We start from the raw sequence: 26798 nt of genomic DNA, 5'->3' as shown, positions 1-26798 counted from the left end.
GCCCGAATCGTTTCCGCCGCAACGGATGCCGCCACGGGCGCCAGCCCCTATAATCGGGGGCCACTTTGCCCGCAGTACCGCCATGACCGCTGAAACGGCCGCCGAACTCCATACGATCATCGATCTGATCCGCTACGGCACCAGCCGTTTCAACGAAGCCGGGCTGACCTTCGGGCACAGCTACGACAACGCGCTGGACGAGGCCACCCAGCTGGTGCTGCACAGCCTGCACCTGCCGCACGACCTCGGCCCGGCCTACGGCCAGGCGCGCCTGCTGCAGGCCGAAAAGCTGCGCGTGCTGGAGCTGTTCCAGCGCCGCATCGATGAACGCATCCCGGCCGCCTACCTGACCGGTGAGGCCTGGTTTGCAGGATTGAGCTTCAAGAGCGACAAGCGCGCCCTGGTACCGCGCTCGCCGATCGCCGAACTGATCGAATGCGGCTTCGAGCCGTGGCTGGCCGGCCGCGACGTGTACCGTGCACTGGATCTGTGCACCGGTTCGGGCTGCATCGCCATCGCCATGGGCCACTACTACCCGAACTGGCAGGTGGACGGCGTCGACCTGAGCGACGATGCACTGTCGCTGGCCGAAGAAAACAAGGAGCGCCTGCAGGCGCACAACGTCACCCTGATCAAGTCGGACCTGTTCAACGGCCTGTCCGGCCGCCACTACGACCTGATCGTCACCAATCCGCCATACGTCACCAACGACGAGACCGATGCCCTGCCGCAGGAATACTCCTACGAGCCGGAGATGGGCCTGCGTGCCGGCGACGACGGCCTGGACCTGGTGCTGAAGATCCTGCGCGATGCCCCGCTGCACCTGAGCGAGGACGGCCTGCTGATCTGTGAAGTGGGCGAATCCGAGCAGCATCTGGTCAAGCTGCTGCCGGAAGTCGATTTCGCCTGGATCGAATTCAAGGTCGGCCAGATGGGTATCTTCGCGGTTGAATGCCGCGAGCTGATCGCCCACAGCGCACGCATCACCGAACTGGCGGCGCAGCGCCCGTGAGCTCCAATTCGTTCGGCAAGCTGTTCACCGTCACCACGTTCGGCGAGTCGCACGGGCCGGCCATCGGCTGCGTGATCGATGGCTGCCCGCCGGGGCTGGCGCTGGACGCGGCCGAATTCGCCCACGACCTGCAGCGCCGCGCCACTGGCAAGAGCCGGCATACTTCGGCGCGGCGCGAGGCCGACGAGGTCGAGATCCTGTCCGGCGTGTACGAGGGCCTGACCACCGGCACCCCGATCGCGCTGCTGATCCGCAACACCGACCAGCGCAGCAAGGATTACGCCAACATCGGCCAGCAGTTCCGGCCGGGCCATGCCGACTACAGCTACTGGCACAAGTACGGCATCCGCGACCCGCGCGGTGGCGGCCGTTCCTCGGCACGCGAGACCACCCTGCGCGTGGCCGCTGGCGTGGTCGCCAAGAAGTGGCTGGCCGAGCGCTTCGGCGTCACCGTGCGTGGCTACCTGTCGCAGCTGGGCGACATCACCCCGGCCGGTTTCGACTGGTCGGCGGTGGAAGACAACCCGTTCTTCTGGCCGCACGCTGCACAGGTGCCCGAACTGGAGGCGTACATGGACGCGCTGCGCAAGTCCGGAGATTCGGTCGGTGCGCGCGTGGACGTGGTCGCCGACAATGTGCCGCCGGGCTGGGGTGAGCCGATCTACGGCAAACTCGACGGTGAACTGGCTGCCGCGCTGATGAGCATCAACGCGGTGAAGGGCGTGGAGATCGGCGACGGTTTCGCCAGCGCCGCGCAGAAGGGCACCGAACACCGCGACCTGCTGACCCCGCAGGGCTTCGCCAGCAATCACGCGGGTGGCATCCTCGGTGGCATTTCCACCGGCCAGCCGGTGGTCGCCTCGATCGCGTTGAAGCCGACCTCCAGCCTGCGCCTGCCGGGCCCGTCGCTGGATACGTCCGGCAACGTGGTCGAGGTGGTCACCACCGGCCGCCACGACCCCTGCGTCGGCATCCGCGCCACCCCGATCGCCGAGGCGATGGTAGCGATGGTGCTGATGGACCAGGCGCTGCGCCACCGCGCGCAGTGCGGCGATGTCGGCACGATCACCCCGCGCATTCCCGGGCAGATCGATGGCTGACACGCGGCCGACCGTGTGGGTGAGCCAGCCGCTGATCGACGCGGCCATCGCGCCGCTGCGCGATCGCGTGCAGCTGCGCTGCACCGACACCGTCACCGCCTGGGCGCCGGACCAGATCGCCGGACAACTGGCCAGCGCCGACGGCGCGATCATCACGCTCAACGAGCGCATCGGCGCGGCCCAGGTGGCCGGCGCCGCGCAGCTGCAGGTGATCGCCAATGTCGGGGTGGGCTACAACAACCTGGACGTCGACGCGCTCAGCGCGGCCGGCATCCTGGCCAGCAACACACCGGACGTACTGACCGAAACCACCGCCGATCTCGGTTTCGCCCTGCTGATGGCCACCGCGCGCCGCATCACCGAGTCCGAGCGCTGGCTGCGCGAAGGGCAGTGGCAGCAGTGGTCGTTCCAGACCATGCTCGGTGCCGATATCCACGGCAGCACGCTGGGCATCCTTGGCATGGGCCGCATCGGCCAGGGCATCGCCCGTCGCGGCGCGCACGGTTTCGGCATGAAGGTGCTGTACCACAACCGGTCGCAGCTGCCGGCGGCGACCGAGGCGGAAGTGGGCGCGACCTATGTGGACCTGGATACGCTGCTGGCACAGTCCGACCACCTGCTGCTGGTGCTGCCGTACACGCCGGCCTCGCATCATCTGATCGATGCCGCCGCACTGGCGAAGATGAAGCCGTCGGCGACGCTGGTGAATATCGCCCGCGGTGGCCTGGTCGATGAGATCGCGCTGGCCGATGCGCTGGCCAACGGTCGCCTGGCTGCGGCGGGTCTGGATGTGTACGAAGGCGAGCCAACGGTACGCCCGGAACTGCTGGCGCTGCGCAACGTCGTGCTCACTCCGCATATCGGCAGCGCCTCGCTGGCCACGCGCACGGCGATGGTACAGCTGGCGGTGGATAATCTGCTTGCCGGGCTCGGCCTGGACGGCGGCCCGTCGCGGATGCCGAACGCGATCAACGCTGACGCGGCGATGGCCGCGCGCGTGACGCTGGGCAAAAAAACCGGGAAACGATAGGGAACCTCCGCGCGCCCCGCTTGAGGAGGTTCCCCGAACCCAGCTGTCGTGCGTGTTTTTCCCCATTCCCGTTTTCGTGAGAGTTCCCCCATGAGCAATGCACAGCGCAGTTTCCACGTCGCCGTCGTCGGTGCCACCGGCGCCGTCGGCGAGACCATGTTGTCGATCCTGGCCGAGCGTGATTTCCCGGTCGGTACCCTGAGCGTCCTGGCCTCCGAGCGTTCGGCCGGTGGCGAGATCGAGTTCAACGGCCAGAAGGTCACGGTCCAGGACCTGGCCACCTTCGATCCGGCCGGCGTCGAGATCGCGCTGTTCTCGGCCGGTGGCAGTGTGTCCAAGGAATACGCACCGAAGTTCGCCGCCGCAGGTGCGGTGGTGATCGACAACTCCTCGGCCTTCCGTTACGACGATGACGTGCCGCTGGTGGTGTCCGAAGTCAACCCGGAACAGGTCGCCAACCGTCCGCGCGGCATCATCGCCAATCCGAACTGCTCGACCATGCAGATGCTGGTGGCGCTGGCGCCGCTGCACCGCAAGTACGGCATCGAGCGCATCAACGTCTCCACCTACCAGTCGGTGTCCGGCGGTGGTCGTTCGGCCACCGAGGAGCTGGGCAAGCAGACCGGCCAGCTGCTGAGCTTCCAGGAGATCGATCCGCAGCGCTTCCCGGTGCAGATCGCCTTCAACCTGATCCCGCACATCGACGACTTCCAGGACAACGGCTTCACCAAGGAAGAAATGAAGCTGATCTGGGAGACCCGCAAGATCCTCGGCGACGACAGCATCCTGGTGAACCCGACTGCAGTGCGCGTGCCGGTGTTCTACGGCCATTCCGAGTCGGTGGCGATCGAAACCCGCGACAAGGTCACCGTGGCCGAAGCACGTGCGCTGCTGGAGCAGTCGCCGGGCATCGAAGTGGTGGACCGTCACGAGGCCGGTGGCTACCCGACCCCGGTCACCCACGCCTCGGGCACCGACGCGGTGTACGTCGGCCGCATCCGTGAGGACCTGTCGCACCCGCGCGGCCTGAACCTGTGGATCGTATCGGACAACGTGCGCAAGGGCGCCGCCCTGAATGCCGTGCAGCTGGCCGAGCTGGTCGCCGCCGAGCAGCGCTGATCACAGCGGTTGCCTCACCGGTAGTGCCGGCCGCTGGCCGGCATTGCCGTGATGGCACGTGCGTGTCTGCCGGCCAGCGGCCGGCACTACCGAAGGTCCCCATCGGTGGGTGCGGACCGCGGTCCGCACGCTTTATAGTGTCGCCATGAATAAACGGGCCAGGGGCGCAAAGCGCCCCCTCCTCTATCTTTCCACCGCGCTGCTGGCCCTGGCCAGCAGTTCGGCGCTTGCCCTGGGCTTGGGCGACATCCGTGTCCTGTCCAAGCCGGGCCAGCCCCTGCTGGCCGAAATCCCGGTGGTCTCGGCCGATCCGTCCGAGCTGGAGAACCTGCGTGTCGCGTTGGCCTCACCGGTCACCTTCGAGCGCGTCGGCCTGCAGCGGCCGACCGGGCTGGTGGGCGAACTGCAGTTCGAACTGACCCGCAATGCGCAGGGCAGGGCAGTGGTGCGGGTGACCTCGCAGACGCCGGTCGAGACCCCGTCGCTGAGCTTCCTGATCGAGGCGGACTGGGGTCAGGGCCGCCTGGTGCGCGAGTACTCGGCGCTGGTCGATGCACCGTCCAGCGCACTGGCCGTGGCCGAGCCGGAAATCGTTGCACCCGCAGGTACGCTCTCCAACACCATCGCCCGTGAGGCCGCCCCGGCGCCCGCCGCCGCGGAGAGCGTGAGCGCGCCTGCGCCGTCCACCGCCACCACGCCGGCACCCGCACCGGCTCGCCCGCGTGCAGTGGCTGCACCCGCTGCCGCACCGGCAGCCGATGGCAGCGTTACCGTCCAGCGTGGGCAGACCTTGTCGCAGATCGCCAGCGTGGTGGCCCGCGGCAACCAGGTCAGCCGCGACCGCGCAATGATTGCGCTGCTGCGGGCCAACCCGGAGGCCTTCATCCGTGGCAACGTCAACCTGCTCAAGCAGGGCGCCGTGCTGCGCATGCCCGGCAGCGATGCACTGGCGGCGGTCGATGCCGCCGAGGCCGCCGCGCTGGTGCGCGAGCATGCCGCACAGTGGCGTCAGGCGCGCACCGTGCCGCAACCGGCGGGTACTGTCGCCCCGGTCGCCACGGCGGGAACCACGAACGCTTCTTCCCCGGCTGCGGCCACTGGGGCACGACTTGAAATCGCTCCGGCGCTGGCCTCCGACGCCGCGCACGCGGGCACAACCACCGGCACTGCAGCCGGCAGCGAGGGTGACATGCTGGGCAACGAACAACTGCGCCAGGCACGCGAGGACATCGCGACCCGCGATGCCGAGATCGGCGAGCTGAAGCAGCGGGTGGCCGACCTGGAAAAACTCAAGGAACAGCAGCAGTCGCTGATCGCGATGAAGGACAACGACCTGGCCGCGGCGCAGCAGCGCCTGGCGCAGGCACCGGATGCCCGCGATGCGGCAACGCCGTGGTACTGGCTGGGTGTTCCGGTGCTGTTGCTGGCGGCCGGCGCGGCCTGGCTGCTGCGTCGTCGCAAGCCGTCGCCACTGCCGCCGCTGCGCGAGGAAGGCGACGCCGCCGGCCTGGCCGCTGCGGTACCGGCCGGCGCGGCGCTGGATACGCTGGCCGAGCAGTCTTCGTGGTCGACGGCGGTGTCCGACAGTGGCCGCCAGGAACCGGCGATGCCTGCCTGGGCGACCGAAGCCGAGGTGCAGGATGACGTGGCTGCCGAAGCGGTCGCCGACGTCGCCGCCCAGACTGACTGGCAGGCGCAGACGCTGCGCGATGACGAAGTGGTGGAGCTGCCCGGGGCCGTGACCGACCTGCCGCGCTGGGACGAGCCGGTGGCCATGCAGGACACCCCCGTGCAGGATGAGCCGCCCGCGCAGGCGGTCCCTGACGAGATCGCAGTACCGGACTACGCGCTGCACGCCGAACAGCAGCCGCAGTTCCGCGGCGTGTTCGACCTGCCGGCCGAGCATCATGACGGCGGGGATTCGAGCGCGGCGCCGCACGACGCGCTCCCCGCGGCCGCGCATGAAGACGGTGCTGCCGCGCCGGCCAGCGATGCCGGCTGGGCGCCGCGCGCCGGGCAGGAACGCCTGGAACTGGCCATCGCGTACCTCGACCTGGGCGATGCGCAGACCGCACGGACGTTGCTGCTGGAAGTGGCCGAGGGCGGCGACCTGCACTGCCAGGCCCAGGCTCGCGAACTGCTGGCCCGCCTGCCGTGACCGAACCCGCCGACAAGGACCGTGCCATGAGCCGCGAGCGCCGTATCGACTACGTTGAATTCGCCTCCAGTGACCCGGCCGACAGCCGCGCCTTCTTCGAAAAGGTGTTCGGGTGGTCGTTCGTCGACTATGGCAGCGACTACACCGCCTTCGACGATGGCCGCCTGCAGGGCGGCTTCTTCCGCGGCCAGCCGCAACGGGCCAGTGACAGCGGCGCGCCGCTGCTGGTGCTGTATGCCGACCAGCTGGCGCCCATCGAGGCGGCGGTGCGCGACGCTGGCGGTGAGATCGTACGGCCGGTGTTTTCTTTCCCCGGTGGCAGCCGCTTCCAGTTCGTCGAGCCCGGTGGCAACGAACTGGCGGTCTGGTCCGAACGCGATCCGGCCTGAGCGCCGCCCCTCCCGCAACATCGAGGTAGCACATGCGTTACGCGCTTGGCGTCGAGTACGACGGCAGCGATTTCAGGGGCTGGCAGAACCTGGGCGAGGGTGGTCCCAGCGTGCAGGCCAGCCTTGAGCAGGCCCTGTCGTCGGTGGCCGATGCGCCGCTGCAGGTGGTCTGTGCCGGTCGCACCGATGCCGGCGTGCACGGCCAGTGCCAGGTCGTGCATTTCGACACCGACGTGGTGCGCGATCCGCGCGCCTGGATGCTGGGCACCACCACCCGCCTGCCGCGCTCGATCGCGGTGCGCTGGTGCGTGCCCGTGGCCGATGATTTCCACGCCCGCTTCTCGGCGCGGGCACGCCGTTACCGTTACCGCCTGCTCAACCGCGAAGTGCGGCCGGCGCTGCAGCGGCAGACCCTCAGCTGGGAGCGCCGTGCGCTGGACGCGGGCCTGATGCATGCCGCCGGCCAGGCCCTGCTAGGCGAGAACGACTTCAGCGCGTTCCGCTCGGTGCAGTGCCAGGCGCTGCATGCACGGCGTGAACTGCAGTCACTGCAGGTCAGCCGCCAGGGCGAGGTGATCGAGGTCGCCGTGCAGGGCAATGCATTCCTTCATCACATGGTCCGCAATATCGTCGGATCGCTGATCCTGGTGGGCAGTGGCGAGAAGCCGGTGGAATGGATCGCCGAACTGCTGGCCGGGCGCGATCGCACCGTAGCCGGTCCCACCGCACCGCCGCAGGGCCTGGTGTTCCTTGGGCCCCTGTACCCCGACAACTGGCATCTGCCCGCCGAGGTCACGCTATGAGCCGCTCCTACTACCGCACGCGCATCAAGTTCTGTGGCATGACCCGGGCCGGCGACGTCCGCCTGGCCGGTGAGCTGGGCGTGGACGCGGTGGGTTTCATCTTCGCCCGTGAAAGCAGCCGCCGGGTCGCTCCGGCCGAGGCACGCGCGATGCGCCAGGCGATCGCGCCCATGGTCGACGTGGTGGCGCTGTTCCGCAACAACAGCAAGGAAGAAGTGCGCGAGGTGCTGCGCACGGTACGACCGACCCTGCTGCAGTTCCACGGCGAGGAAGACGAGAGCTTCTGCCGCAGCTTCAACATGCCGTACCTGAAGGCGATCGCCATGGGCGGCCGTGAAGAGATCAACGCCCGCACCCTGCAGCTGCGCTATCCCAGCGCCGCCGGCTTCCTGTTCGACAGCCACGCGCCGGGTGGCGGTGGCGGCACCGGCGTGGCCTTTGACTGGGGCCGGATCCCGACCGGCCTGCATCGCCCGTTCCTGCTGGCCGGCGGCCTGAACCCGGAAAACGTCTACGACGCGGTGCTGGGTACCCTGCCGTGGGGCGTGGATGTCTCCAGTGGCATCGAACTGGAGCCGGGCATCAAAGACGGCTACAAGATGCGCACCTTCGTCGAGGAAGTGCGCCGCGCCGATTGCACGGTTCTCGAGTGATTGGCGTCATTATTTGCCGTGATTTGGACCTGGATTTGAGCCTGCACGCATTCTTCACATAGGATGGTCCCAAGCGCGCCTGCCATGAGGGCTGGCGCGGGGATCGACGGGACGCGCGCGGCGCGCCCCGAACGGACGGCCGCCGCCCACAGCCCAGGAAGGCAAGCGATGCAGGAGTTTCTCACCGTCGTACTCGGTTACCCGACGCTGCCGTACAGCATTCTGCTGTTGGTGTCGGTGATGTATTGGGCGGTTGCGGCGTTCGGCCTGGTCGATGACGGTTTTGGCAATCTCGGCGCCGATGGCGCGCTCGAGGCGGGGACCGACCTCAGTGGCCTGTCAGCCATGCTGGCGCGCTGGGGCTTGGGTGGCGTCCCGATCATGGTGGTGGTCACCCTGCTGAGCCTGTTCGGCTGGCTCATCACCTATTTCATCCATCTGTTCGTACTGCTGCCGCTGCCGGACCTGCTGCGCTGGGGCCTGGGTACGCTCGTGGCGGTGCTGGCACCGCTGCCAGCGGTACCGCTCATCGCGCTGATCCTGCGCCCGGTCCGGCGCTTCCTGCTGCGCCTGCGGCCGGTGCCGCAGGCATCGCTGCTCGGCCGGGCCGGCGTGGTCGCATCGCCGAAGGTGAACGCACGCAGCGGTCATGCCACGGTCGATGATGGCGGCGCCGGGCTGGTGCTGCAGATCCGCAGCGACATCGAACTGCAGCGTGGCGAGCGCATCGTGCTGGTCGAGCACATGGCCGAACAACACTATTACCGGGTGGTCCGCGCCGACGCGATCGCCCTCGATTTCCAGGACAACCTGCTTCCGGGCAACAAGGAGACTCATCAATGACGTTGGCATCCCTCTTACCGTTCCTGGCCGTCGCCGGCGGCCTGCTCGTCCTGCTGCTGGGCGTGGCCGGGCTGTTCAAGGCCTTCTACCGCAAGGTCGACCAGGGCGTGGCCCTGATCGTCAACGACATGAGCTCCACGCCCAAGGTGCACTTCACCGGTGCGCTGATCATCCCGGTGCTGTACCGCGCCGAGCTGATGCGGATCAGCCTGATCACCCTGCAGATCGACCGCCGTGGCAAGGAAGGCCTGATCTGCCGCGACAACATGCGTGCCGACATCGCCGTGGCCTTCTACCTGCGGGTGAACGAGACCCAGGCCGACGTGCTGCGCGTGGCCAAGGCCATCGGTGCCGACCGTGCGTCGGACAAGCATGCCGTCGATGAGCTGTTCAACGCCAAGTTCTCCGAAGCGTTGAAGACGGTCGGCAAGAAGTTCGACTTCACCGAACTGTTCGAGAAGCGCCAGGAGTTCCGCGACGAGATCATCGCGGTGATCGGCAACGACCTCAACGGCTATGTGCTGGAAGACGTGGCGATCGATTACCTGGAGCAGACCCCGAAGGCGCTGCTGGACCAGTTCAACATCCTTGACGCGCAGGGTATCCGCAAGATCACCGAGCTGACCGCCGCGCAGAACGTGGTGACCAACGAGCTGGAGCAGAACGAGAAGCTCGCCATCACCAAGAAGAACGTGGAAGCGCGTGAAGCGCTGCTGGCGCTGGAACGCCAGCAGGCCGAAGCCGAAGCACGCCAGAAGCGCGAGATCGAGACCATCCGCGCGCGAGAGGAGGCCGAGACCGCCAAGGTGCAGGAAGAGCAGCGCCAGCTGTCCGAGAACGCCCGCATCGAAGCACAGCAGCTGATCGAGATCCGCGACCAGAACCGCCTGCGCGAAGTGGAAGTGGCCGAGCAGAACCGCCAGCGCGCCGTGGCCATCGAGGCCGAGCGCGTCGAGCGCGCACGCCAGCTTGAGCAGGTCACCACCGACCGCGAAGTGCAGCTGCAGGGCGTGGAGCGCGACAAGGTGGTCGAGCAGGGCAAGATGGACGTGGCCAACATCACCCGCGAACGCATCTCCATCGACAAGACCGTGGCGCAGGAGGAAGAGCGCATCAAGGAAGTGCGCGAGGTCTCCGAGGCCGACCGCCAGAAGCAGGTGCTGATCCTGGAAGCCGAGGCCAAGGCACAGGAATCGCTGGTGCGCGAGGTAAAGGAAGCGCAGGCACGCGAGACCGCTTCCAAGCACCGCGCAGTGGAACTGACCACGCTGGCCCAGGCCGAACACGAAGCAGCCGGCAAGCAGGCCGAAGCCAAGCGCCTGCTGGCCGACGCGCTGCGCGCCGAGCAGGCCGCACCGGGCCTGGCCGAAGCGCAGGTGCGTGAAGCTTCGGCACTGGCCATCGAGAAGGTCGGCATCGCCGAGGCCCGCGTGATCGAAGCCAAGGCCGAAGCCAGCCTGAAGCAGGGCAGCAACGAAGCCCGCGTGCTGGCCGAGACCCTGCAGGCGCAGGCGCAGGGTGAGGAGAAGATGGGCCTGGCCCGTGCCACCGCCACCGAATCGCTGGGCAACGCCGAAGCCGGCGTGGTGCAGAAGAAGCTGCTGGCCGAAGCCGAAGGCCTGGTGCGCAAGTTCGAAGCGATCGCTTCGCTGAGCGACCAGGCACGTGGCCACGAAGAGTTCCGCATGATGCTGGACAACAGCCTGAAGCAGGCGCTGGCCTCGATCGAAGCCGGCAAGGAAGTCTCGCGCGAGAACGCCAACGTCATCGCCAGCGCGTTGCGCAACGCCGATATCGACCTGGTCGGTGGCGACGGCGGCATGTTCGAGAACCTGGTCAAGGCGGTGTCGCTGGGCAAGTCGATCGAAGGCTTTGCCGGCAAGAGCCCGATCGTGCAGGAGCTGATGCAGCGCTACCTGGGCGTGGCCGTGGCCGAACCGGCGCCGCGCCAGATCGCCGAGGATGCCGAAGCGGTGCCGACCGTGTCGGCCACCGTGGTCGACAGCGCCCGTTGATGCATCGGGCGATGGCTGCTGCGGCCATCGCCCGCCCGCACCGGCCGCAACCGCGGCCGTCCGCCCGTGAGCCGGAAGCCTGCTGATGTCTGATACCCATCCGTCCGCCGAATCCACTGCACCGGAGGCCGGCGGCACTACCGTCGACCAGGCCGTTGCCCAGGGCGGTGCCTATGAAGTCCTGCGCCGCCGCCTGGCCGAGCAGGGCCAGCGCCTGCAGGGCCTGGCCGAAACGCTCAACCGCCAGCGCCTGGCCGAGTTCGGCGACAGCCGCCTGGAGGTGGTCGGGCGCTTCCGCATCCGCAGCGAAAACAACTGCGTCGGCCGTGACATCGTGCAGGTCGGGCCGGACCGCCTGCTGTTCGGCTACAACGTGTTCATCGGGCTGAAGACCCAGACCCGCATCGAGGACGTGTTCGGCCTGTACCGGCTGGTGCAGGGCAGCGACGGCTACGACGTGGCGGCGCTGGAGCTGAAGGGCAGCTTCCTCGACCAGCCCGGCTTCGTGCACGACTTCAACGAACTGTACGCCTACTACAAGCACGCGCGCCTGCTGCAGCTGATCGTGGTGGGGGACAAGCTGCTGGCGTCGTTCCAGATCGGTGAGCGCAGCAGCGACGTGCGCGTGTTCCGCTGGGCGCTGTCGCGCGATGGCGAACTGACCTATCTGGATGCGCGCGGTGAGCGCGATATCGCACTGCCGCCGCCGTTCGACTTCGAATGGACCCGGGCGACCCGCGACCTGGCGGTCAATGGCCGCCATTCGCACCTGAACATCCTCGATACCCTGTTCGTGGAGACCACCGGCGGCGACCTCACGATCAAGGTCGAGAACAACACCGAGACCGGGCAGGGCATCTACAGCGAACCGGTGGAGGACAGCACGCAGTCGCTGGACGACGCCCAGTTCGAGTTCGCCCGGGTCGGCTCGCTGGTGCTGCTGAAGGTGCTGCCGTACCGCGAGACGGAGTGGCGCGGGCTGATCTACAACACGCTGACCGGCGGCATCGTGCGCAACGATGCGATCGTGCAGGCCTGCGTGCAGCTGCCCGAAGACCACGGCGTGATCTTCCCGGGTGGCTATTACCTGCAGGGCGGCGAGCACAAGGCGTTCGACGCCTCGATGGCCGGCATGCAGTTCAAGCGCAGCATCCGTTCGCCCAACGGCGAGGACGTGCTGTACATCTTCTACGAGCGCGAAGGCGGGCGCTCGGCGCTGTTCGTCTACAACACCATCCAGCGCGTGCTGCAGAACCCGGTGTTCGGCCATGGCTACGCCTTGATGCAGGACGGGCGCATGGTGCTGTTCCATGCCGAAGGCAGCGAACCGACCCGCATCCATCCGATGCAGGTCTGGCAGACCCCGTTCAGCAGTGACGAGTTTGCTGCAAGCCGGCCACCCGGCAACACCTTCATGGGACGCATCGGCAACGCCGAACTGGTGCGGGGCATCTCCAACCTGTTCAACCTGGCGCGCGAGATCGATGGCCAGGACGTGTCGGTGCAGCGCTACCAGCGCCTGGTGGCCGACACCCGGCGCCTGTTCGATGCCCACCACTGGCTGGGCGACGCGGCCTGCGATGGCGCCGAGGCGCTGCTGCGGCAGATCAGCGCCACCGGCGAATCGGTGCTGGACGAGTACGAGAAGGTGCAGTCGATCCGCCAGCAGTCGGCGCAGGCGATGGTCGAGGCAGAGGCCGCGCACAAGGCGCTGCTGGGCCGGCTGCAGCCGCAGAACTGGAACGAGGTGCAGGCCTTCGTCGAGGCCCTCAATGCGATCACCGCATTGCGTGGACGGCTGCTGACCATCCGCGAGCTGCGTTACATCGACACCGCGCGCATCGAGACGATGACGGCCGAGCTGGTGGAGGCGCAGGATCGTGTCGGCGCCGCCACGGGTGACTTCCTCGCCGGCGATGCCGCGCTGGTGCCGCTGACCACGCGCCTGGAGGCGCTGGATGAGGCTGCGCAGCAGGCGCAGAGTGCCCGCCAGCTGGATGAGCAGCTGGAGGGGCTGCGCGGGATGGCGGCCGATCTGGATATGCTGTCTGAACTGATGGCCGGCCTGAAGGTGGACGATGCCACCGCCCGCACCCGCGTGGTCGAGTCCATTTCGGTGCTGTACGGCCGCCTCAACCAGGCCCGCGCGCGTGCCGATCAGCGCCGCAGGTCGCTCGGCTCAGCCGAGGCCGTGGCGCAGTTCGCCGCGCAGTTCGCGCTGTTCTCGCAGTCGATCACCAGCGCGCTGGCGCTGGCCACGGACCCGGAGCGTGCCGACGAGCAGCTGTCGCGCCTGCTGGTGCAGCTGGAGGAGCTGGAGAGCCAGTTCGGCGAACACGAGCAGTTCCTCGGCGACATCCTGAGCAAGCGCGAAGAGCTGGTTGAAGCCTTCGAAACGCACAAGCAGGCGCTGCTGGATGACCGCCAGCGCAAGGCACGTTCGGTGCTGGATGCGGCCAGCCGCATCCTCGATGGCCTGGCCAAGCGCACCGAGCGCTTCGCCACCGCCGATGAGCTCAATGCGTTCTTTGCCGGCGATCCGCTGATCCTCAAGCTGCGTGAGCTGGCCGAACGCCTGCGCGCGTTGCATGACAATGTCAAGGCCGACGACATCGAAGCGCGCCTGAAGGGCGTGCGTGACCAGGCGGTGCGCCAGCTGCGTGACCGCAGTGATCTGTACGAAGCGGGCGGCAACGTGGTGCGGCTGGGGCCGCGCCATCGCTTCAGCGTCAACACCCAGGCGCTGGACCTGACCCTGCTGCCGCGTGGTGACACGCTGGCGATCCATCTGACCGGCACCGACTTCCTGGAGACCCTGCACGATCCGGAGCTGGATGCGCTGAAGCCGTTCTGGCCGGTCACCCTGGACTCCGAATCACCTGTGCTGTATCGCGGCGAGTATCTGGCCGGCAGCCTGTTGATGGCCGCGCAGGAGGGGAGCGACGGGCTTGACCTGGCCACGCTGCAGCACGACGTCGCCACGCCCGAAGCACTGGACCAGCGCGTGCGTGCGTTCGCCGCACCGCGCTACCGCGAAGGCTACGAGCGCGGCATCCATGACCATGATGCCGCGCTGATCCTGCGTGCGTTGCTGCCCTTGCAGCAGGCGGCCGGCAGCCTGCGGCATGCACCGCGGGTGCGTGCGCTGGCGGTGCTGTTCTGGGCTGCCGAGCAGCGGCGCGAAGCGGTGGCGCAATGGTCGGCCCGCCAGATGGGTGCTGAAGCGCTGGCACGCCTGCTGGGGTCCGATGAAGGGCGCCTGGCGTTGCGTGCGGAAATGGCTGAGGCACTGCTGGCGTATGCGCAATCCCACGCGTTGCCGTTCGATGCCGATGCCGCAGAGGCCGCGGCCGCTTATCTGGGCGAGGAACTGGCGGCCGGCGAACCGGTGTTCAGCAGCAGCCGCCATGCCGTAGCGCTGCTGGAGGCACTGGCTCGGCAGCTGGAACAGGCCGGGCAACGCGAGGCGGTCGAACGCGCCCTGCAGCGCAGCCAGGATCCGCTGGCCACGCGCTGGGCGCTGGCCGGTCAGTGGCTGCGGGCGCTGGCGCGGATGCCGGCGCATGCCCCGCATGCCGCCTACGTCGACGAGGCTGCAGCACTGCTGCTGGTGCAGCGCCAGTTGCGTACCCGTGCCAGCGACGCCGCGCTGCAGGCGGAGGTCAGTGGCCTGCTGGGTGAACACGCACGCATCAGCAACGGCACGCTGGTGGTATCGCTGGATGATTTTCTGGCGCGCCTGAAGCAGCATCTGCGTGATTTCGTGCCAGCGTTCCATGCCTACCAGGCGCTGCGCCAGGGCATCATCGGCCGCGAGCGCGAGACCCTGCGGCTTTCCGAGTTCAAGGCGCGGCCGCTGTCCTCGTTCGTACGCAACAAGCTGATCAACGATGTCTACCTGGGCGTGATCGGTGACAACCTGGCCAAGCAGATGGGCACGGTCGGCGAGAACAAGCGCAGCGACCTGATGGGCCTGCTGATGATGATTTCGCCGCCCGGCTACGGCAAGACCACGCTGATGGAATACGTGGCGCACCGCCTGGGCCTGGTCTTCATGAAGATCAACGGCCCGGCGCTGGGTCACGAGGTGCGGTCGCTGGACCCGGCCCAGGCACCGGACGCGACCTCGCGGCAGGAGCTGGAGAAGCTCAACCTGGCGCTGGAAATGGGCAACAACACCATGCTGTATGTGGACGACATCCAGCACACCCATCCGGAGTTCCTGCAGAAGTTCATCTCGCTGTGCGATGGCACCCGCCGTATCGAAGGTGTGTGGCGCGGTCGCACCCGCACCTACGACATGCGCGGCAAGAAATTCTGCGTGGTGATGGCCGGCAACCCGTATACCGAGTCCGGCGAGGTGTTCAAGGTTCCGGACATGCTGGCCAACCGTGCCGACATCTACAACCTGGGTGATGTGCTCGGTGGCATGGAGGCGGCCTTTACCCTCAGCTACATCGAGAACAGCCTGACTTCCAACCCGGTGCTGGCGCCGCTGGCTACGCGCGACATGGCTGACCTGTACACGCTGGTCGACCGGGCGATGGGCAAGGAGGTCTCGACCAACGGCCTCAGCCACGCCTACAGCAGCGCGGAGATCAACGAAATCACCGCCACCCTGCAGCGCATGCTGCGCGTGCGCGACGTGGTCTACCGCGTCAACCAGCAGTACATCGCCAGTGCCGCGCAGGACGATCGCTACCGCACCGAGCCGCCGTTCCGGCTGCAGGGTAGCTACCGCAACATGAACAAGCTGGCCGAGAAGATCTCGCCGGTGATGAACGAGGACGAGCTGCAGCAGTTGATCTCCGACCACTACCTGGGCGAGGCACAGCTGCTGACCACCGGCGCCGAAGAAAACCTGTTGAAGCTGGCCGAGCTGCGCGGCGTGCTGGACGACACGCAGGCGCAACGCTGGACGCAGATCAAGCGCGACTTCCTGCGCAACAAGGCCATGGGGGCCGACGACAGCGATGTCGGCGGGCGCGTGGTCGCGCAGCTGGCCGACATCGCCACCGCCCTGCAGCTTCCGCCGCCGGCGCCGGAAGCGATTGCCGTTGCCGACCCGGCACCGTGGCCGGCGTTGCTGGAGGCCCTGCATCGTCTTTCTGAAACACGTCCGGCCGCCGCGCCGGTGCCGGTCGCGGCAGCCGCCAGTGTGCCGACGACGGTCCTGGCCGACGACCTGCAGGCTGCCCTGGCACCGTTGGTGGAACTGTTGGCGGAATCGCAGGCGCAGCAGGCACAGGTGTCGCAGACCCTGGCCGCGTTCGCCGGCTGGGCGCGGCAGCAGGTCGAGCGTGGGGTGCCGAACAGTGCGGTGGCGCAGCGTGCGCGTGTGCGCCGTGCCACGACGCCGGAGGAGCGCGCGCTGGATGAGGCGCTGATGCGTCACTTCTACGGCGAGTCGTTGCCGCCGGACGACGGTGAGGAGATTCCAGCGACGACACCGAAGCCGCCGCCGCTGCCGTGACCATGCAGGCGCCACTGCCGCCACCGAGCTTGCCGGACACGGCCGATGTCGCCGCGCTGGCCGACTATGGTGCGCCGTTGCTGCAGGCGCTGGCGCGGCGCGAAACACCGTTGCCGCCGGGCGCGGGCGCAGGGCTGGTGGCCGCACTGGCACGCATCGCGCTGGCCCTGCAGGCCGATAACCCGGCGCAGATCCGGCAGCAGGCGGGCTGGTGGGGCCGCCTGCTGGGGCGCGATGTCGATCGCGAGGCGGAAGGACGTGCGCTGCAGTCGCAGCTGGGCGTGCTGGCCCTGCAGGCGCGCGAGCAGGCCCAGCAGCTGCAGCAGCAGCTGCAGCTGCGGGCCATGGCCATCGCCGGACATTCAGCGGCGGCCGCAGCGCTGGACGCCTGGGTCGAGCTGGCAGCGGTGCGGCTGGCGTCGCTGGATACCGCCGGCCAGGCCGCGCTGTCGCAACGGCTCGATCACCTGCGCCGGCTGGCCACGCTGCGCCGTCTCGAGGCCGGCCAGTGGCAGCTCCTGCAGGACCAGGACAACGTGCTGCTGCAACGCTTCGCGCGCATCCATGACGTCCTGTTGCCAGCCTGGCGGCAGGCCGCCGCGGCCGGCCAGGCCGCGGCCGGCGCCACATTGGCGGCGAAGGCCGCCACGCTGCACGCACAGATCGATGACGAGGTCGCGGCGGCTCAGGCTAGACTGCCTTGAGCCGGCCGCCGCTGCCGCTTACCCAACTGCAAGGAGACTGCCCGATGACCCAGGACAGCCAGACCCCCGGTGCCCTCGTGCCCGGCACGACTACCGCCGTTCCGCTCGATGAAGGCGCATTGCAGGCGCTTGGCCTGGTCCGCGAGGATCTGCCGCGCATCGCCGAGATCCGTCTGGAGCTGGATGACCTGCGCCCGGGCAACCTGCAGGTCTTCGGTCGCGAAGCGGCCACGCGCACCGCAGCGTTTTCCAGCCAGTTGCTGGACCAGGTGCGCAATCGTGACCTCGATGCCAGCGGCGAGAAACTGGGCGAAGTGGTGCGCATCGCACGCAGCCTGAAGCTGGACGGCTTCGCGCAGCGGTCGAAGGTGCCGGTGATCGGTGGCCTGATCGACCGCCTGCGCGTATCCAAGGGCGAGCTGGTGCAGAAGTTCAGCGACACCAATGCGCAGATCGAGCAGCTGCTGGGTGATGTCGGTGTGCAGCAGGCGTTGATGGGCAAGCGCGTGGGCGAGTTCGACCGCATGCATGACATCGTCCGCGAAGAACGCCATGCGCTGGGCCTGTATGCTGCGGCCGGCAAGCAGCGCCTGGCCGAACTGCAGGCCGAGCAGCAGGCCAGGCAGGGCAGTGAGGATCCGCAGCAGCGCATCCGCCAGAGCGAAGTCGACAACGCGATCCGCCTGCTCGAAAAGCGCGTGTCCGACCTGCAGCTGATGCAGCATGCGGCCGACCAGTCGCTGCCGATGATCCGCCTGATCCAGGCCAACGCGCTGCAGCTGATCGAGAAGTTCAACACGGTTCGCGAGATCATCATCCCGTCGTGGAAGCGCCAGTTCGCCATCCAGCTTTCGCTGGGTGAGCAGAAGGCCGCGGTCGAGCTGTCCACCGCCATCGACGATGCCACCAACGAGCTGATGCGCCGCAACGCCGACCTGCTGCGCCAGGCCTCGGTGGATACCGCGCGCAGGAACCAGCGCGGCGTGATCGACGTGGCGACGCTGCGCCACGTGCACGACCAGTTGATCGCCACGGTCGAGGAAGTGCGCAGCATCCATCGCGAAGGAATGCAGCAGCGGCAGCAGGCCGAAGTCGAGCTGTCGCGCCTGCGCGAAGACCTGCAGCAGCGACTGGCCACCCCGACTGCCAGCTGAAAAAAGGGGACGGAGGGGATTAAGTCGTTTGTGCCACTTGCGACTTAATCCCCTCCGTCCCCTTTTTGTTGTCAGCGCAGTTGCTGGCCCAGCCAGTCGGCCAGCGCATCCACGCGCCCATCTGCCGGTCCATCCGGTCGCGCCAGCACCCAGAAGCCACCGGTGGCGGCAAATCCCCACGGCGCGACCAGTCGCCCGGCGGCCAGGTCCTCGGCCACCAGTGGCTCGGGTGCGATCGCCGGGCCCAGCCCGGCCACCGCTGCCTCCAGCAGGTAGTACAGGTGTTCGAAGGCAGTACCCAGCTGCAGCTTCGAGGTGTCCAGATCGTGCGCTTGCGCCCACGCCGGCCATGCCTGCGGCCGTGAGCTGGTGTGCAGCAGCGTCTCCTGCAGCAGCGCCGAGGGCGGCACATGCCGCAGTCGCTGCGCGGCCGGATGCGAGGGGGCCACCACCACGCCGACCCGTTCCGGCGCCAGCTCACGCACCTGCCAGCCCCGGGGCCACGGCCCCTGCGCCAGCAGCAGCACCGCGTCCAGTGCGGCCTGCGCCTCGGTGAAGCTGCCATCCAGCGCCGACCACTGCAGGCGTACGCCGGGCAGGGCGGCCTGCAGTGCGGGCAGGCGCGGAATCATCCAGCGCGCCAGCACGCTGCCGCTGCAGCCCAGCACCAGCGCCGGGGCCGCGGTCGGCCGGCGCAGTTCGCGCACGCAGTCTTCGATGCCGCTGAAGGCCTCGCTGCACGCTGCCTGCAGGCGCGTGCCCGCAGCGGTCAGGCGCAGGCCGCGACCGGCCCGCTGGAACAGCGCCAGGCCGAGGTGGTCTTCCAGCAGCTTCAGCTGGCGGCTGACCGCGCCGTGGGTCACGTGCAGGTCCTGCGCGGCGCGGCCAACCCCGCCCAGGCGGGCGGTGGCCTCGAACGCGCGCAGCGCATTGAGCGGTGGCAACAGCGAACGGCTCATGTGAGATTTCCTGACGGTATATGCCAGATAATATCCATTTTCCGGTCACGACCCGTGCGCTAGAGTATCCACCTGTCTCGAACCAGCGGTCGCTTCCATGTCTGCCTCCCCCATTGCCGACTACCACGCCTTCCCGGATGCCCAGGGCCATTTCGGCCGCTACGGTGGCAGCTTCGTTGCCGAAACCCTGGTCGGCCCGCTGCAGGAACTCGCCCAGGCCTATGACCAGGCCCGCCAGGATCCGGCATTCCAGGCCGCCTACGACCGCGACCTGGCCCACTACGTGGGCCGGCCGAGCCCGATCTACCACGCCCAGCGGCTGAGCGACCATGTCGGCGGCGCGCAGATCCTGCTCAAGCGCGAAGACCTGAACCACACCGGCGCGCACAAGATCAACAACACCATCGGCCAGGCGCTGCTGGCGGCGCGGATGGGCAAGAAGCGCATCATCGCCGAGACCGGTGCCGGCCAGCACGGCGTGGCCAGCGCCACGGTTGCCGCGCGGTTGGGCCTGGAATGCGTGGTGTACATGGGCGCCACCGACATCGAGCGGCAGAAGATCAACGTCTACCGCATGAAGCTGCTCGGCGCGACGGTGGTGCCGGTCACCTCCGGTTCGGCCACCTTGAAGGACGCGCTCAACGAAGCGATGCGCGACTGGGTGACCAATGTGCAGGACACCTTCTACATCATCGGTACGGTCGCCGGTCCGGATCCCTATCCGCGCATGGTGCGCGACTTCAACGCCATCGTCGGCCGCGAGGCACGCGAGCAGATGCTGGCCGAGTACGGCCGCCTGCCCGATGCGATCACTGCCTGCGTCGGCGGCGGCAGCAATGCCATCGGCCTGTTCCATGCCTTCCTCAACGACCGCCAGGTCGAGATCGTCGGCGCCGAGGCCGCAGGTGATGGCATCAGCACCGGTCGCCATGCTGCATCGATCGCCGCCGGTCGCCCGGGCGTGCTGCATGGCAACCGCACCTATGTACTGTGCGACGACGACGGCCAGATCATCGAGACCCATTCGGTGTCGGCCGGCCTGGACTATCCGGGCGTCGGCCCCGAACACGCATTCCTGGCCGATACCGGCCGCGCGCGCTACCTCGGCATCACCGATGACGAAGCACTGCAGGCCTTCCACCTGCTGGCGCATACCGAGGGCATCCTGCCGGCGCTGGAGTCCAGCCATGCGCTGGCGCAGGCGATCAAGCTGGCGCGTGAGCGTCCGCGTGACCAGATCGTGCTGTGCAATCTGTCCGGCCGTGGCGACAAGGATGTGCATACCATCGCCGCGCGCGAAGGGCTGGTGCTGTGAGCGCGCTGCTGCGCAACAGTGGCGTGCTGCTGCTGGCGCTGGGGTTGGCCGCGTGCCAGCCGCCGGAGCCGCCGCTGCTGGCACCGGCCGCCAAGGCCACCACGCAGCCGGCACAGCAGGCGGCCGCGAATGATGACCTCGACCCGATGGCACGTGCGCCGATCGTCGATCCGCCGTCCACGGAAGATATGGACAGCGATGGCGCGCCTGCGGTGGTCTCGGTGGCGCTGGACCATGCCGGCGAGGTGCTGATCGGCCAGCACATGGGCGATCTGAAGGCACTCGGGCCGTGGACCGCGCAAGGGGCGGTCGAAGCCATCGGCGGCAGTTGCGAGTACTACGACGGCAAGGGGCTGCCGCCCGGCGTGTCGATGATGACCGATGAAGATCGCGTCGTCCGTTTCGATCTCGGCCTGGATCCGGACAGCGGGGCGCCGACCCAGCAGCCCGGTCCGTTCGGCCTGCGTGTCGGCATGACCCGCGCCCAGGCCATGGCCCAGTTCCCGAAGCCGCCGGTATCCAGCCCGCATGCCTACGATGGTGACCAGGGCGAGTACCTCACCTGGCAGGACCCGGGTTCGGACCTGGGTATCCGCGTGGAACTGTTTGAAGGGCGGGTCACCCAGATGTACTGGGGAACCAGCGATGCGATTGAACTGATTGAAGGATGTGCCTGAAATGTCCGTATCCCGACTCGATGCCTGTTTCCAGCGTCTGCGCGAACAGCAGCGCAAGGCGCTGATCCCCTTCGTCACGGCCGGTGATCCCTCGCTGGAGGCCACCGTGCCGGTCATGCACGCACTGGTCGACGCCGGCGCCGACGTGATTGAACTGGGCGTGCCGTTCTCCGACCCGATGGCCGATGGCCCGACCATCCAGCGCAGCTCCGAGCGCGCGCTGGCGCGCGGCGCCGGCAGCCGCTACGTCCTGCAGGCCGTGGCGCAGTTCCGCGAGCGCGATGCGCAGACCCCGGTGGTGCTGATGGGCTACCTGAACCCGGTGGAGATCCACGGTTACGCGGCCTTCGCCAAGGCCGCCGTCGACGCCGGCGTGGACGGCGTGCTGCTGGTCGACCTGCCGCCGGAAGAAGCGGGCGACGCCCAGCAGGCGTTCGACGCAGCCGGCCTTGCGCTGGTACTGCTGGCGTCGCCGACCACCAGCGAGGCGCGAGCCGACAAGCTGCTGGCGCTGGCCCGTGGCTATCTCTACTACGTCAGCTTTGCCGGTGTCACCGGCGCGTCCGAGCGCCTGGACAGCGATGCCGCCAGTGCCCGCCTGCAGGCGTTGCGCGCGCGTGCGTCGGTGCCGGTGGTGGCGGGCTTCGGCATCAAGGATGCCGCCAGTGCCGCGGCCATGGCCCGCCAGGCCGACGGCGTGGTGGTGGGCAGCGCGCTGGTGGCGGCGCTGGCCGAAGCGGGCTCGGCGGAAGAGGCCGCGCAGCACGCCCGGACCTTCCTCGCCCCGCTGCGGCAGGCGCTGGACGCGTAACGGTAGTGCCGGCCGCTGGCCGGCATCCTCCTGAGGGCTCGCGTGCAAGGGCTGCCGGCCAGCGGCCGGCACTACCCATCGGTCTGCACGCAAGGGCTGCCGGCCAGCGGCGGGCACCGCCCCAGCACCTAAACGTACGTCCCAGCATGGTTTTTTCCGGCTGCCCCGTGGCTGGCAAGGGGGTGCACGGGCGGGGAAAGCGGAGCTAGACTGTCCGCCTTTGCGGCCCCCGGGCCGCCCTGAACGGAAGTGTCCTCCCGCATGAGTTGGCTCAGCAAGTTGATGCCGTCCGGCATCCGCACCGACAACACCCCCAGCAAGAAGCGCAGTGTCCCCGAGGGCCTGTGGGAAAAGTGCAGCAACTGCGGCAGCGCGTTGTACCGTCCGGAACTGGAAGAGAACCTGGAAGTCTGCCCGAAGTGCGGCCATCACATGGCGATCCGTGCGCGTGCGCGCCTGGCTGCCCTGTTCGATGCCGACAGCACCACCGAGATCGGTGCGCGCCTGGGGCCGACCGACCTGCTCAAGTTCAAGGACCAGAAGAAGTACAGCGAGCGCATCAAGATCGCGCAGAAGAACACCGGCGAGTACGACGCGCTGATCGCCATGCGCGGCCTGCTCAAGGGCCGTGCGCTGGTGGCATCGTCGTTCGACTTCGCCTTCATGGGCGGCTCGATGGGCTCGGTGGTCGGCGAGCGTTTCGCACTGGCCGCGGAAACCGCGGTCGAGATCGGTGCGCCCTACGTGTGCTTCTCGCAGAGCGGTGGCGCCCGCATGCAGGAAGGCCTGTTCTCGCTGATGCAGATGGCCAAGACCTCGGCCGCGCTGGGCAAGCTGCGTGAAGCCGGCCTGCCGTACATCTCGGTGCTGACCCACCCGACCACCGGCGGCGTGTCGGCCTCCTTCGCGATGCTGGGTGACATCAACATCGCCGAGCCGCAGGCGCTGATCGGCTTCGCCGGCCCGCGCGTGATCGAGCAGACCGTGCGCGAGAAGCTGCCGGAAGGCTTCCAGCGCTCGGAATTCCTGCTGGAGCACGGCGCCATCGACCAGATCTGCGACCGTCGCGAAATGCGCGACCGCCTGTCCGATCTGCTGGCAATGCTGGGCCGTCAGCCGGCGCCGGAGGTGGCTTGATGGGAGGCCGCAAGTACTTCGGTACTGATGGCATCCGTGGACGGGTCGGCCAGGGCGTGATCTCGGCCGACTTCGTGCTGCGCCTGGGCAACGCCCTGGGCCGTGTCCTGGTCGACCAGCGCGGCCAGGATGGGCGCCGGCCGATCGTGGTGATCGGCAAGGACACCCGCATCTCCGGTTACATGTTCGAAGCGGCACTGGAAGCCGGCCTGGTCGCCGCCGGTGCGGACGTGCAGCTGCTGGGGCCGATGCCGACCCCGGCGGTGGCGTTCCTGACCCGTACGCTTGGCGTGGACGCTGGCATCGTCATCAGCGCCTCGCACAACCCGCACTACGACAACGGCATCAAGTTCTTCTCCGCCCAGGGCGAGAAGCTCGACGATGCGACCGAGCTGGCCCTGGAAGCGGCGCTGGACATCCCGTTCACCACCGCCGAATCGGAAAAGCTGGGCAAGGCGTCGCGTGCGCGCGAAGCGGTCGGCCGCTACATCGAGTTCTGCAAGGCCAGCGTGCCGCGCGCGTTCGACCTGCGTGGCGTGCGCCTGGTGCTGGACTGCGCGCACGGCGCCACCTACCAGATCGCGCCGCTGCTGTTCCGTGAACTGGGCGCCGAGGTGATCGGCATTGGTGCCGAGCCCAACGGCGTCAACATCAACGCCGGCGTGGGCTCCACCCACATCGACAACCTGGCGGCCAAGGTCCGCGAAACCCGCGCCGATCTCGGCATCGCCTTCGATGGGGATGGCGACCGCGTGCTGATGGCCGACGACCAGGGCAATCCGGTCGATGGCGATGACCTGCTGTATATCCTGGCCCGCGCATGGAAAGCCGAAGGCCGCCTGCGCGGCCCGGTGGTCGGCACGCTGATGAGCAACTACGGCGTCGAGAAGGCATTTGCCGACCTGCAGATTCCGTTCGTGCGCAGCAATGTCGGCGATCGCTACGTGCACCAGGCGCTGATGGAAGGCGGCGGCGTGCTCGGCGGTGAAGCCTCCGGCCACCTGCTGTGCCTGGATCGGGCCACCACCGGCGACGGCATCGTCAGCGCCCTGCAGGTGCTGGTGGCATTGCGCAACAGCGGGCAGACCCTGCGCCAGGCGCTGAAAGGACTGGTGCGGGTGCCGCAGAAGACGGTCAACGTGCGGCTGGGCAATGTCTCGGCCAAGGCCACGGTGCAGGCCGGCAGCGTGCAGGCCGCGCTGGCTGTCGCGCAGCAGTCGGTGGCCGGCCGTGGCCGTGCGTTCCTGCGCCCGTCCGGTACCGAGCCGGTGGTGCGGGTCACGGTCGAGGCCGATGATGCGACGCTGATGCAGGACACGCTGGATCGACTGTCCGCGGCGGTACGTGAAGCCGCCGCCTGAGGCCGCTGCACATCCGTCCAACGAAAACGCCCCGGAATGCCGGGGCGTTTTCGTTGAAGGGGCAGGGCGGTGGGTTGCCTACGGCCCCGGCACCATCTTCTTCTGGCGTGCCTTGAAGCCATTGAACAGCGGTGCGATCAGCGGGTTGTAGCTCTGTGCGATGCGTTTTCGCAGCCAGCTGGCCGGGCGGTTGCGGATCGCGAAACGATAGATGCGCTCCGGGTCGCCGCCCACCACATTGCGTCCGAACGGGTGGGTGGTATGCAGGTAGCGGAAGCCGTGCTCGCGCGCCACCTCGATGTGGTCCTGGTCGAAATCGCCGTAGGGCCAGCACAGCGTATCGGACACCTCGCCAAGCTTGTCCTGCAGGACGTCGCGCGAGACTGCCAGGTCGTGGCTCAGGCCGGCACGGCGCTGTGCGCGGTCCAGGTCGTCGCGGCGCAGCCAGCGGGTGTGGGTATGGGTGTGGCAATGCACTTCGAAGGTGCCGGCGGCGATGGCCGCGCGCGCTTCGCTCCAGCGCATCATCACGTCGTCGCTGCGGTTCTGCTCGTAGATCGCCGCTTCGCAGCCGCGATGGTCCGGCGTGGCAGGCAACGTTGCCCCGGCAAGCCCGGCGTGGGGCCGCTCCGGGCCTTCGCCCATCCAGCCGGTGACCACGAACACCACCGCGTGCATGCCGTACTTCTGCAGGATCGGGTGCGCATACACCCAGTTGTCCAGGTAGCCATCGTCGAAGGTGATCACGATCGACTTGCGCGGCACCGGCTTGCCGGCCAGGAAGCCGGCGTACTGGTCCAGTGTCAGCGACGTCCAGCCGTTGCCGGCCAGCCACGCGATCTGGCTTTCGAAATTCTCCGGTGACACGGTGATCATGCCCGGCGACGGACTGACGTGGTGGTGCATCAGCACCGGTACGGTTCGGGCATCAGCCATGTCCCAGCTCCTTCAGCCACTGGTGGTAATAGTGTTCGGTGGTCTCACCGTGGCCGTCGGGAGTGAACCGGTGCGCGCTGCGCATCCAGTCCCACCCGGCGCGGCCCATCTGCCGCCGCCGTTCCGGATCGTCCACCAGCAGGCGCAGGGCGCCTGTCAGGGCTGCATTGTCGCCCAGCCGGGTGAGGATCGCATTGCTGCCATCCACCACCATCTCCGGCACGCCACCCACCCGCGTGGCCACGATCGGCACCCCGACATAGGCGGCCTCCAGGAAGACGGTACCGGCCGCTTCCTTGTGCGATGCCAGCGCGAAGATGTCGAAGCCAGCCATCAACCGGCATGCGCCATCACGATAGCCAAGCAGATGGACCTGCTGCTGCAGCCCGTGCTCGTCGCGCAGCGCCTGCAGCCGGTCCATGACCGGCTGGCCATCGCCGACCACCACCAGGTGCAGGTTCGGGTGCGTCTTGCACAGCGGCACCATCGCCTGCAGCAGGTCGGCATGACCCTTGGGTTCGCGCAGCACCGCCACGCAGCCGACCACGATGTCCTGTTCGCCGAAGCCGAGTTCGGCGCGCACGTCCGCGCGTACCTCCTGCAGGCATTGCCAGGGGTCGTCCTTGCGGATTTCGCTCCAGCGCGGCGGGACCGCGATGGGCGGCACGATACCGATGTGTTCGGCCGGAATGCCGCGCGCGGCCAGCAGCTGCTTGACGAAGCTGCTGACGGTCAGCACCCGGTGCGGCAGGCCGGTATAGGTCAGCAGCGAGTTGACCGGGCTCATCAGGTGGCGCGAGCGCACCACCAGCGGCGTGCCGCCCAGGCGTGCACCGGCGGCGGCGATCAGTGCGTCACGGCGGCTGGTGGTGTTGACCACGTCATAGCGTTCGCGGCGCACCAGGCGCGAGACCGACCAGATGCCGCGCAGCAGGCGCAGCAGGCCACCCATGCGCAGGGTATGCACGGTGAAACCATCATCGCGTGCCAGCTGGGCCAGTCGCGCTTCGGGCTGGCACAGCAGCGCCACCTCGTGGCCACGCGCGCGCATCACCTGCATGTGGCGGAAGATGTAGATCTCCTGCCCGCCCATTCCCTTGGCGGCTTCAGTGTGCAGGATGCGCAGCGGACGGTTCATGCAGGATCGAT

Annotated in this window: 21 protein-coding genes; 18 read left to right on the top strand and 3 right to left on the bottom strand. The window is 68.2% G+C overall.

Translation table 11 applies throughout. The features are described 5' to 3' along the window. Positions 1–82: 82 nt before the first annotated feature. From prmB to AC5P98_RS13895, 13 genes are all read left to right on the top strand, one after another. A complete protein-coding gene (gene prmB, locus AC5P98_RS13955) occupies positions 83–1012 on the top strand; it encodes a 50S ribosomal protein L3 N(5)-glutamine methyltransferase (RefSeq protein ID WP_014647894.1) in 930 nt (309 codons plus the stop codon). After that, positions 1009–2112 (top strand): chorismate synthase, encoded by a 1104-nt coding sequence (aroC, locus tag AC5P98_RS13950; protein WP_049406630.1) that lies wholly within the window; start codon positions 1009–1011, stop codon positions 2110–2112. Before prmB ends, aroC begins: the two co-directional genes overlap by 4 nt. Beyond that, positions 2105–3142 (top strand): 2-hydroxyacid dehydrogenase, encoded by a 1038-nt coding sequence (locus AC5P98_RS13945; protein ID WP_049406627.1) that lies wholly within the window; start codon positions 2105–2107, stop codon positions 3140–3142. The genes aroC and AC5P98_RS13945 overlap by 8 nt, the downstream gene beginning before the upstream one ends. Positions 3143–3232: 90 nt before the next feature. Beyond that, positions 3233–4261, top strand: a complete 1029-nt coding sequence (locus AC5P98_RS13940) for an aspartate-semialdehyde dehydrogenase (RefSeq protein ID WP_014647891.1) — start codon at positions 3233–3235, stop codon at positions 4259–4261. Between the two features lie 145 nt (positions 4262–4406). Continuing rightward, the gene (locus tag AC5P98_RS13935) at positions 4407–6419 is read left to right on the top strand and encodes a FimV/HubP family polar landmark protein (RefSeq protein WP_049419021.1); all 2013 of its coding nucleotides are present in this window, start codon (positions 4407–4409) and stop codon (positions 6417–6419) included. A gap of 26 nt (positions 6420–6445) precedes the next feature. Beyond that, a complete protein-coding gene (locus AC5P98_RS13930) occupies positions 6446–6808 on the top strand; it encodes a VOC family protein (protein ID WP_014647889.1) in 363 nt (120 codons plus the stop codon). Positions 6809–6840: 32 nt separating this feature from the next. Then, positions 6841–7611 carry a tRNA pseudouridine(38-40) synthase TruA gene (truA, locus tag AC5P98_RS13925; RefSeq protein WP_014647888.1) on the top strand — a complete coding sequence of 257 codons (771 nt, stop codon included), beginning with the start codon at positions 6841–6843 and terminating at the stop codon, positions 7609–7611. Then, the gene (locus AC5P98_RS13920) at positions 7608–8264 is read left to right on the top strand and encodes a phosphoribosylanthranilate isomerase (RefSeq protein ID WP_014647887.1); all 657 of its coding nucleotides are present in this window, start codon (positions 7608–7610) and stop codon (positions 8262–8264) included. Before truA ends, AC5P98_RS13920 begins: the two co-directional genes overlap by 4 nt. 168 nt (positions 8265–8432) lie before the next feature. Further along, positions 8433–9107, top strand: coding sequence for a DUF1449 family protein (locus AC5P98_RS13915; RefSeq protein ID WP_049407831.1), 675 nt, complete (start codon positions 8433–8435; stop codon positions 9105–9107). Further along, on the top strand, positions 9104–11122 hold the full coding sequence (locus AC5P98_RS13910; protein WP_014647885.1) for a hypothetical protein: 2019 nt from the start codon (positions 9104–9106) through the stop codon (positions 11120–11122). The genes AC5P98_RS13915 and AC5P98_RS13910 overlap by 4 nt, the downstream gene beginning before the upstream one ends. Before the next feature lie 85 nt (positions 11123–11207). Further along, a complete protein-coding gene (locus tag AC5P98_RS13905; RefSeq protein ID WP_049407829.1) occupies positions 11208–16595 on the top strand; it encodes a DNA repair ATPase in 5388 nt (1795 codons plus the stop codon). Between the two features lie 2 nt (positions 16596–16597). After that, on the top strand, positions 16598–17299 hold the full coding sequence (locus AC5P98_RS13900) for a hypothetical protein (protein WP_014647883.1): 702 nt from the start codon (positions 16598–16600) through the stop codon (positions 17297–17299). Between the two features lie 44 nt (positions 17300–17343). Then, positions 17344–18453, top strand: coding sequence for a toxic anion resistance protein (locus AC5P98_RS13895; protein ID WP_049407827.1), 1110 nt, complete (start codon positions 17344–17346; stop codon positions 18451–18453). A 71-nt stretch (positions 18454–18524) separates the two neighbouring features. Here the strand turns inward: AC5P98_RS13895 and AC5P98_RS13890 are convergent, their stop codons facing one another. Further along, positions 18525–19412 carry a LysR family transcriptional regulator gene (locus AC5P98_RS13890; RefSeq protein ID WP_032957497.1) on the bottom strand — a complete coding sequence of 296 codons (888 nt, stop codon included), beginning with the start codon at positions 19410–19412 and terminating at the stop codon, positions 18525–18527. A gap of 97 nt (positions 19413–19509) precedes the next feature. Here AC5P98_RS13890 and trpB point away from each other — a divergent pair, with 97 nt between their 5' ends. The 5 genes from trpB (at position 19510) to glmM (ending at position 24713) form a co-directional block, all read left to right on the top strand. Continuing rightward, complete coding sequence (trpB, locus tag AC5P98_RS13885) at positions 19510–20727, top strand: tryptophan synthase subunit beta (protein WP_032957499.1); 1218 nt, start codon at positions 19510–19512, stop codon at positions 20725–20727. Next, the gene (locus tag AC5P98_RS13880) at positions 20724–21404 is read left to right on the top strand and encodes a hypothetical protein (protein ID WP_049407824.1); all 681 of its coding nucleotides are present in this window, start codon (positions 20724–20726) and stop codon (positions 21402–21404) included. Before trpB ends, AC5P98_RS13880 begins: the two co-directional genes overlap by 4 nt. Before the next feature lies 1 nt (position 21405). After that, on the top strand, positions 21406–22215 hold the full coding sequence (gene trpA, locus AC5P98_RS13875) for a tryptophan synthase subunit alpha (RefSeq protein WP_046431828.1): 810 nt from the start codon (positions 21406–21408) through the stop codon (positions 22213–22215). A 261-nt stretch (positions 22216–22476) separates the two neighbouring features. Then, the gene (gene accD, locus AC5P98_RS13870; RefSeq protein ID WP_005410473.1) at positions 22477–23352 is read left to right on the top strand and encodes an acetyl-CoA carboxylase, carboxyltransferase subunit beta; all 876 of its coding nucleotides are present in this window, start codon (positions 22477–22479) and stop codon (positions 23350–23352) included. After that, the gene (glmM, locus tag AC5P98_RS13865; protein ID WP_053495739.1) at positions 23352–24713 is read left to right on the top strand and encodes a phosphoglucosamine mutase; all 1362 of its coding nucleotides are present in this window, start codon (positions 23352–23354) and stop codon (positions 24711–24713) included. Before accD ends, glmM begins: the two co-directional genes overlap by 1 nt. 78 nt (positions 24714–24791) lie before the next feature. Here the strand turns inward: glmM and AC5P98_RS13860 are convergent, their stop codons facing one another. Both AC5P98_RS13860 and AC5P98_RS13855 read right to left on the bottom strand, forming a co-directional pair. After that, a complete protein-coding gene (locus tag AC5P98_RS13860; protein WP_049407821.1) occupies positions 24792–25649 on the bottom strand; it encodes a polysaccharide deacetylase family protein in 858 nt (285 codons plus the stop codon). Beyond that, complete coding sequence (locus AC5P98_RS13855; RefSeq protein WP_014647875.1) at positions 25642–26787, bottom strand: glycosyltransferase family 4 protein; 1146 nt, start codon at positions 26785–26787, stop codon at positions 25642–25644. Before AC5P98_RS13855 ends, AC5P98_RS13860 begins: the two co-directional genes overlap by 8 nt. Between the last annotated feature and the right edge of the window lie 11 nt (positions 26788–26798).

It is taken from the genome of Stenotrophomonas sp. YJH_SMC_135 (genome assembly GCF_059372355.1).
Note: the sequence above shows the minus strand (reverse complement) of the source record. Positions and strands in the feature narration are given on the sequence as shown.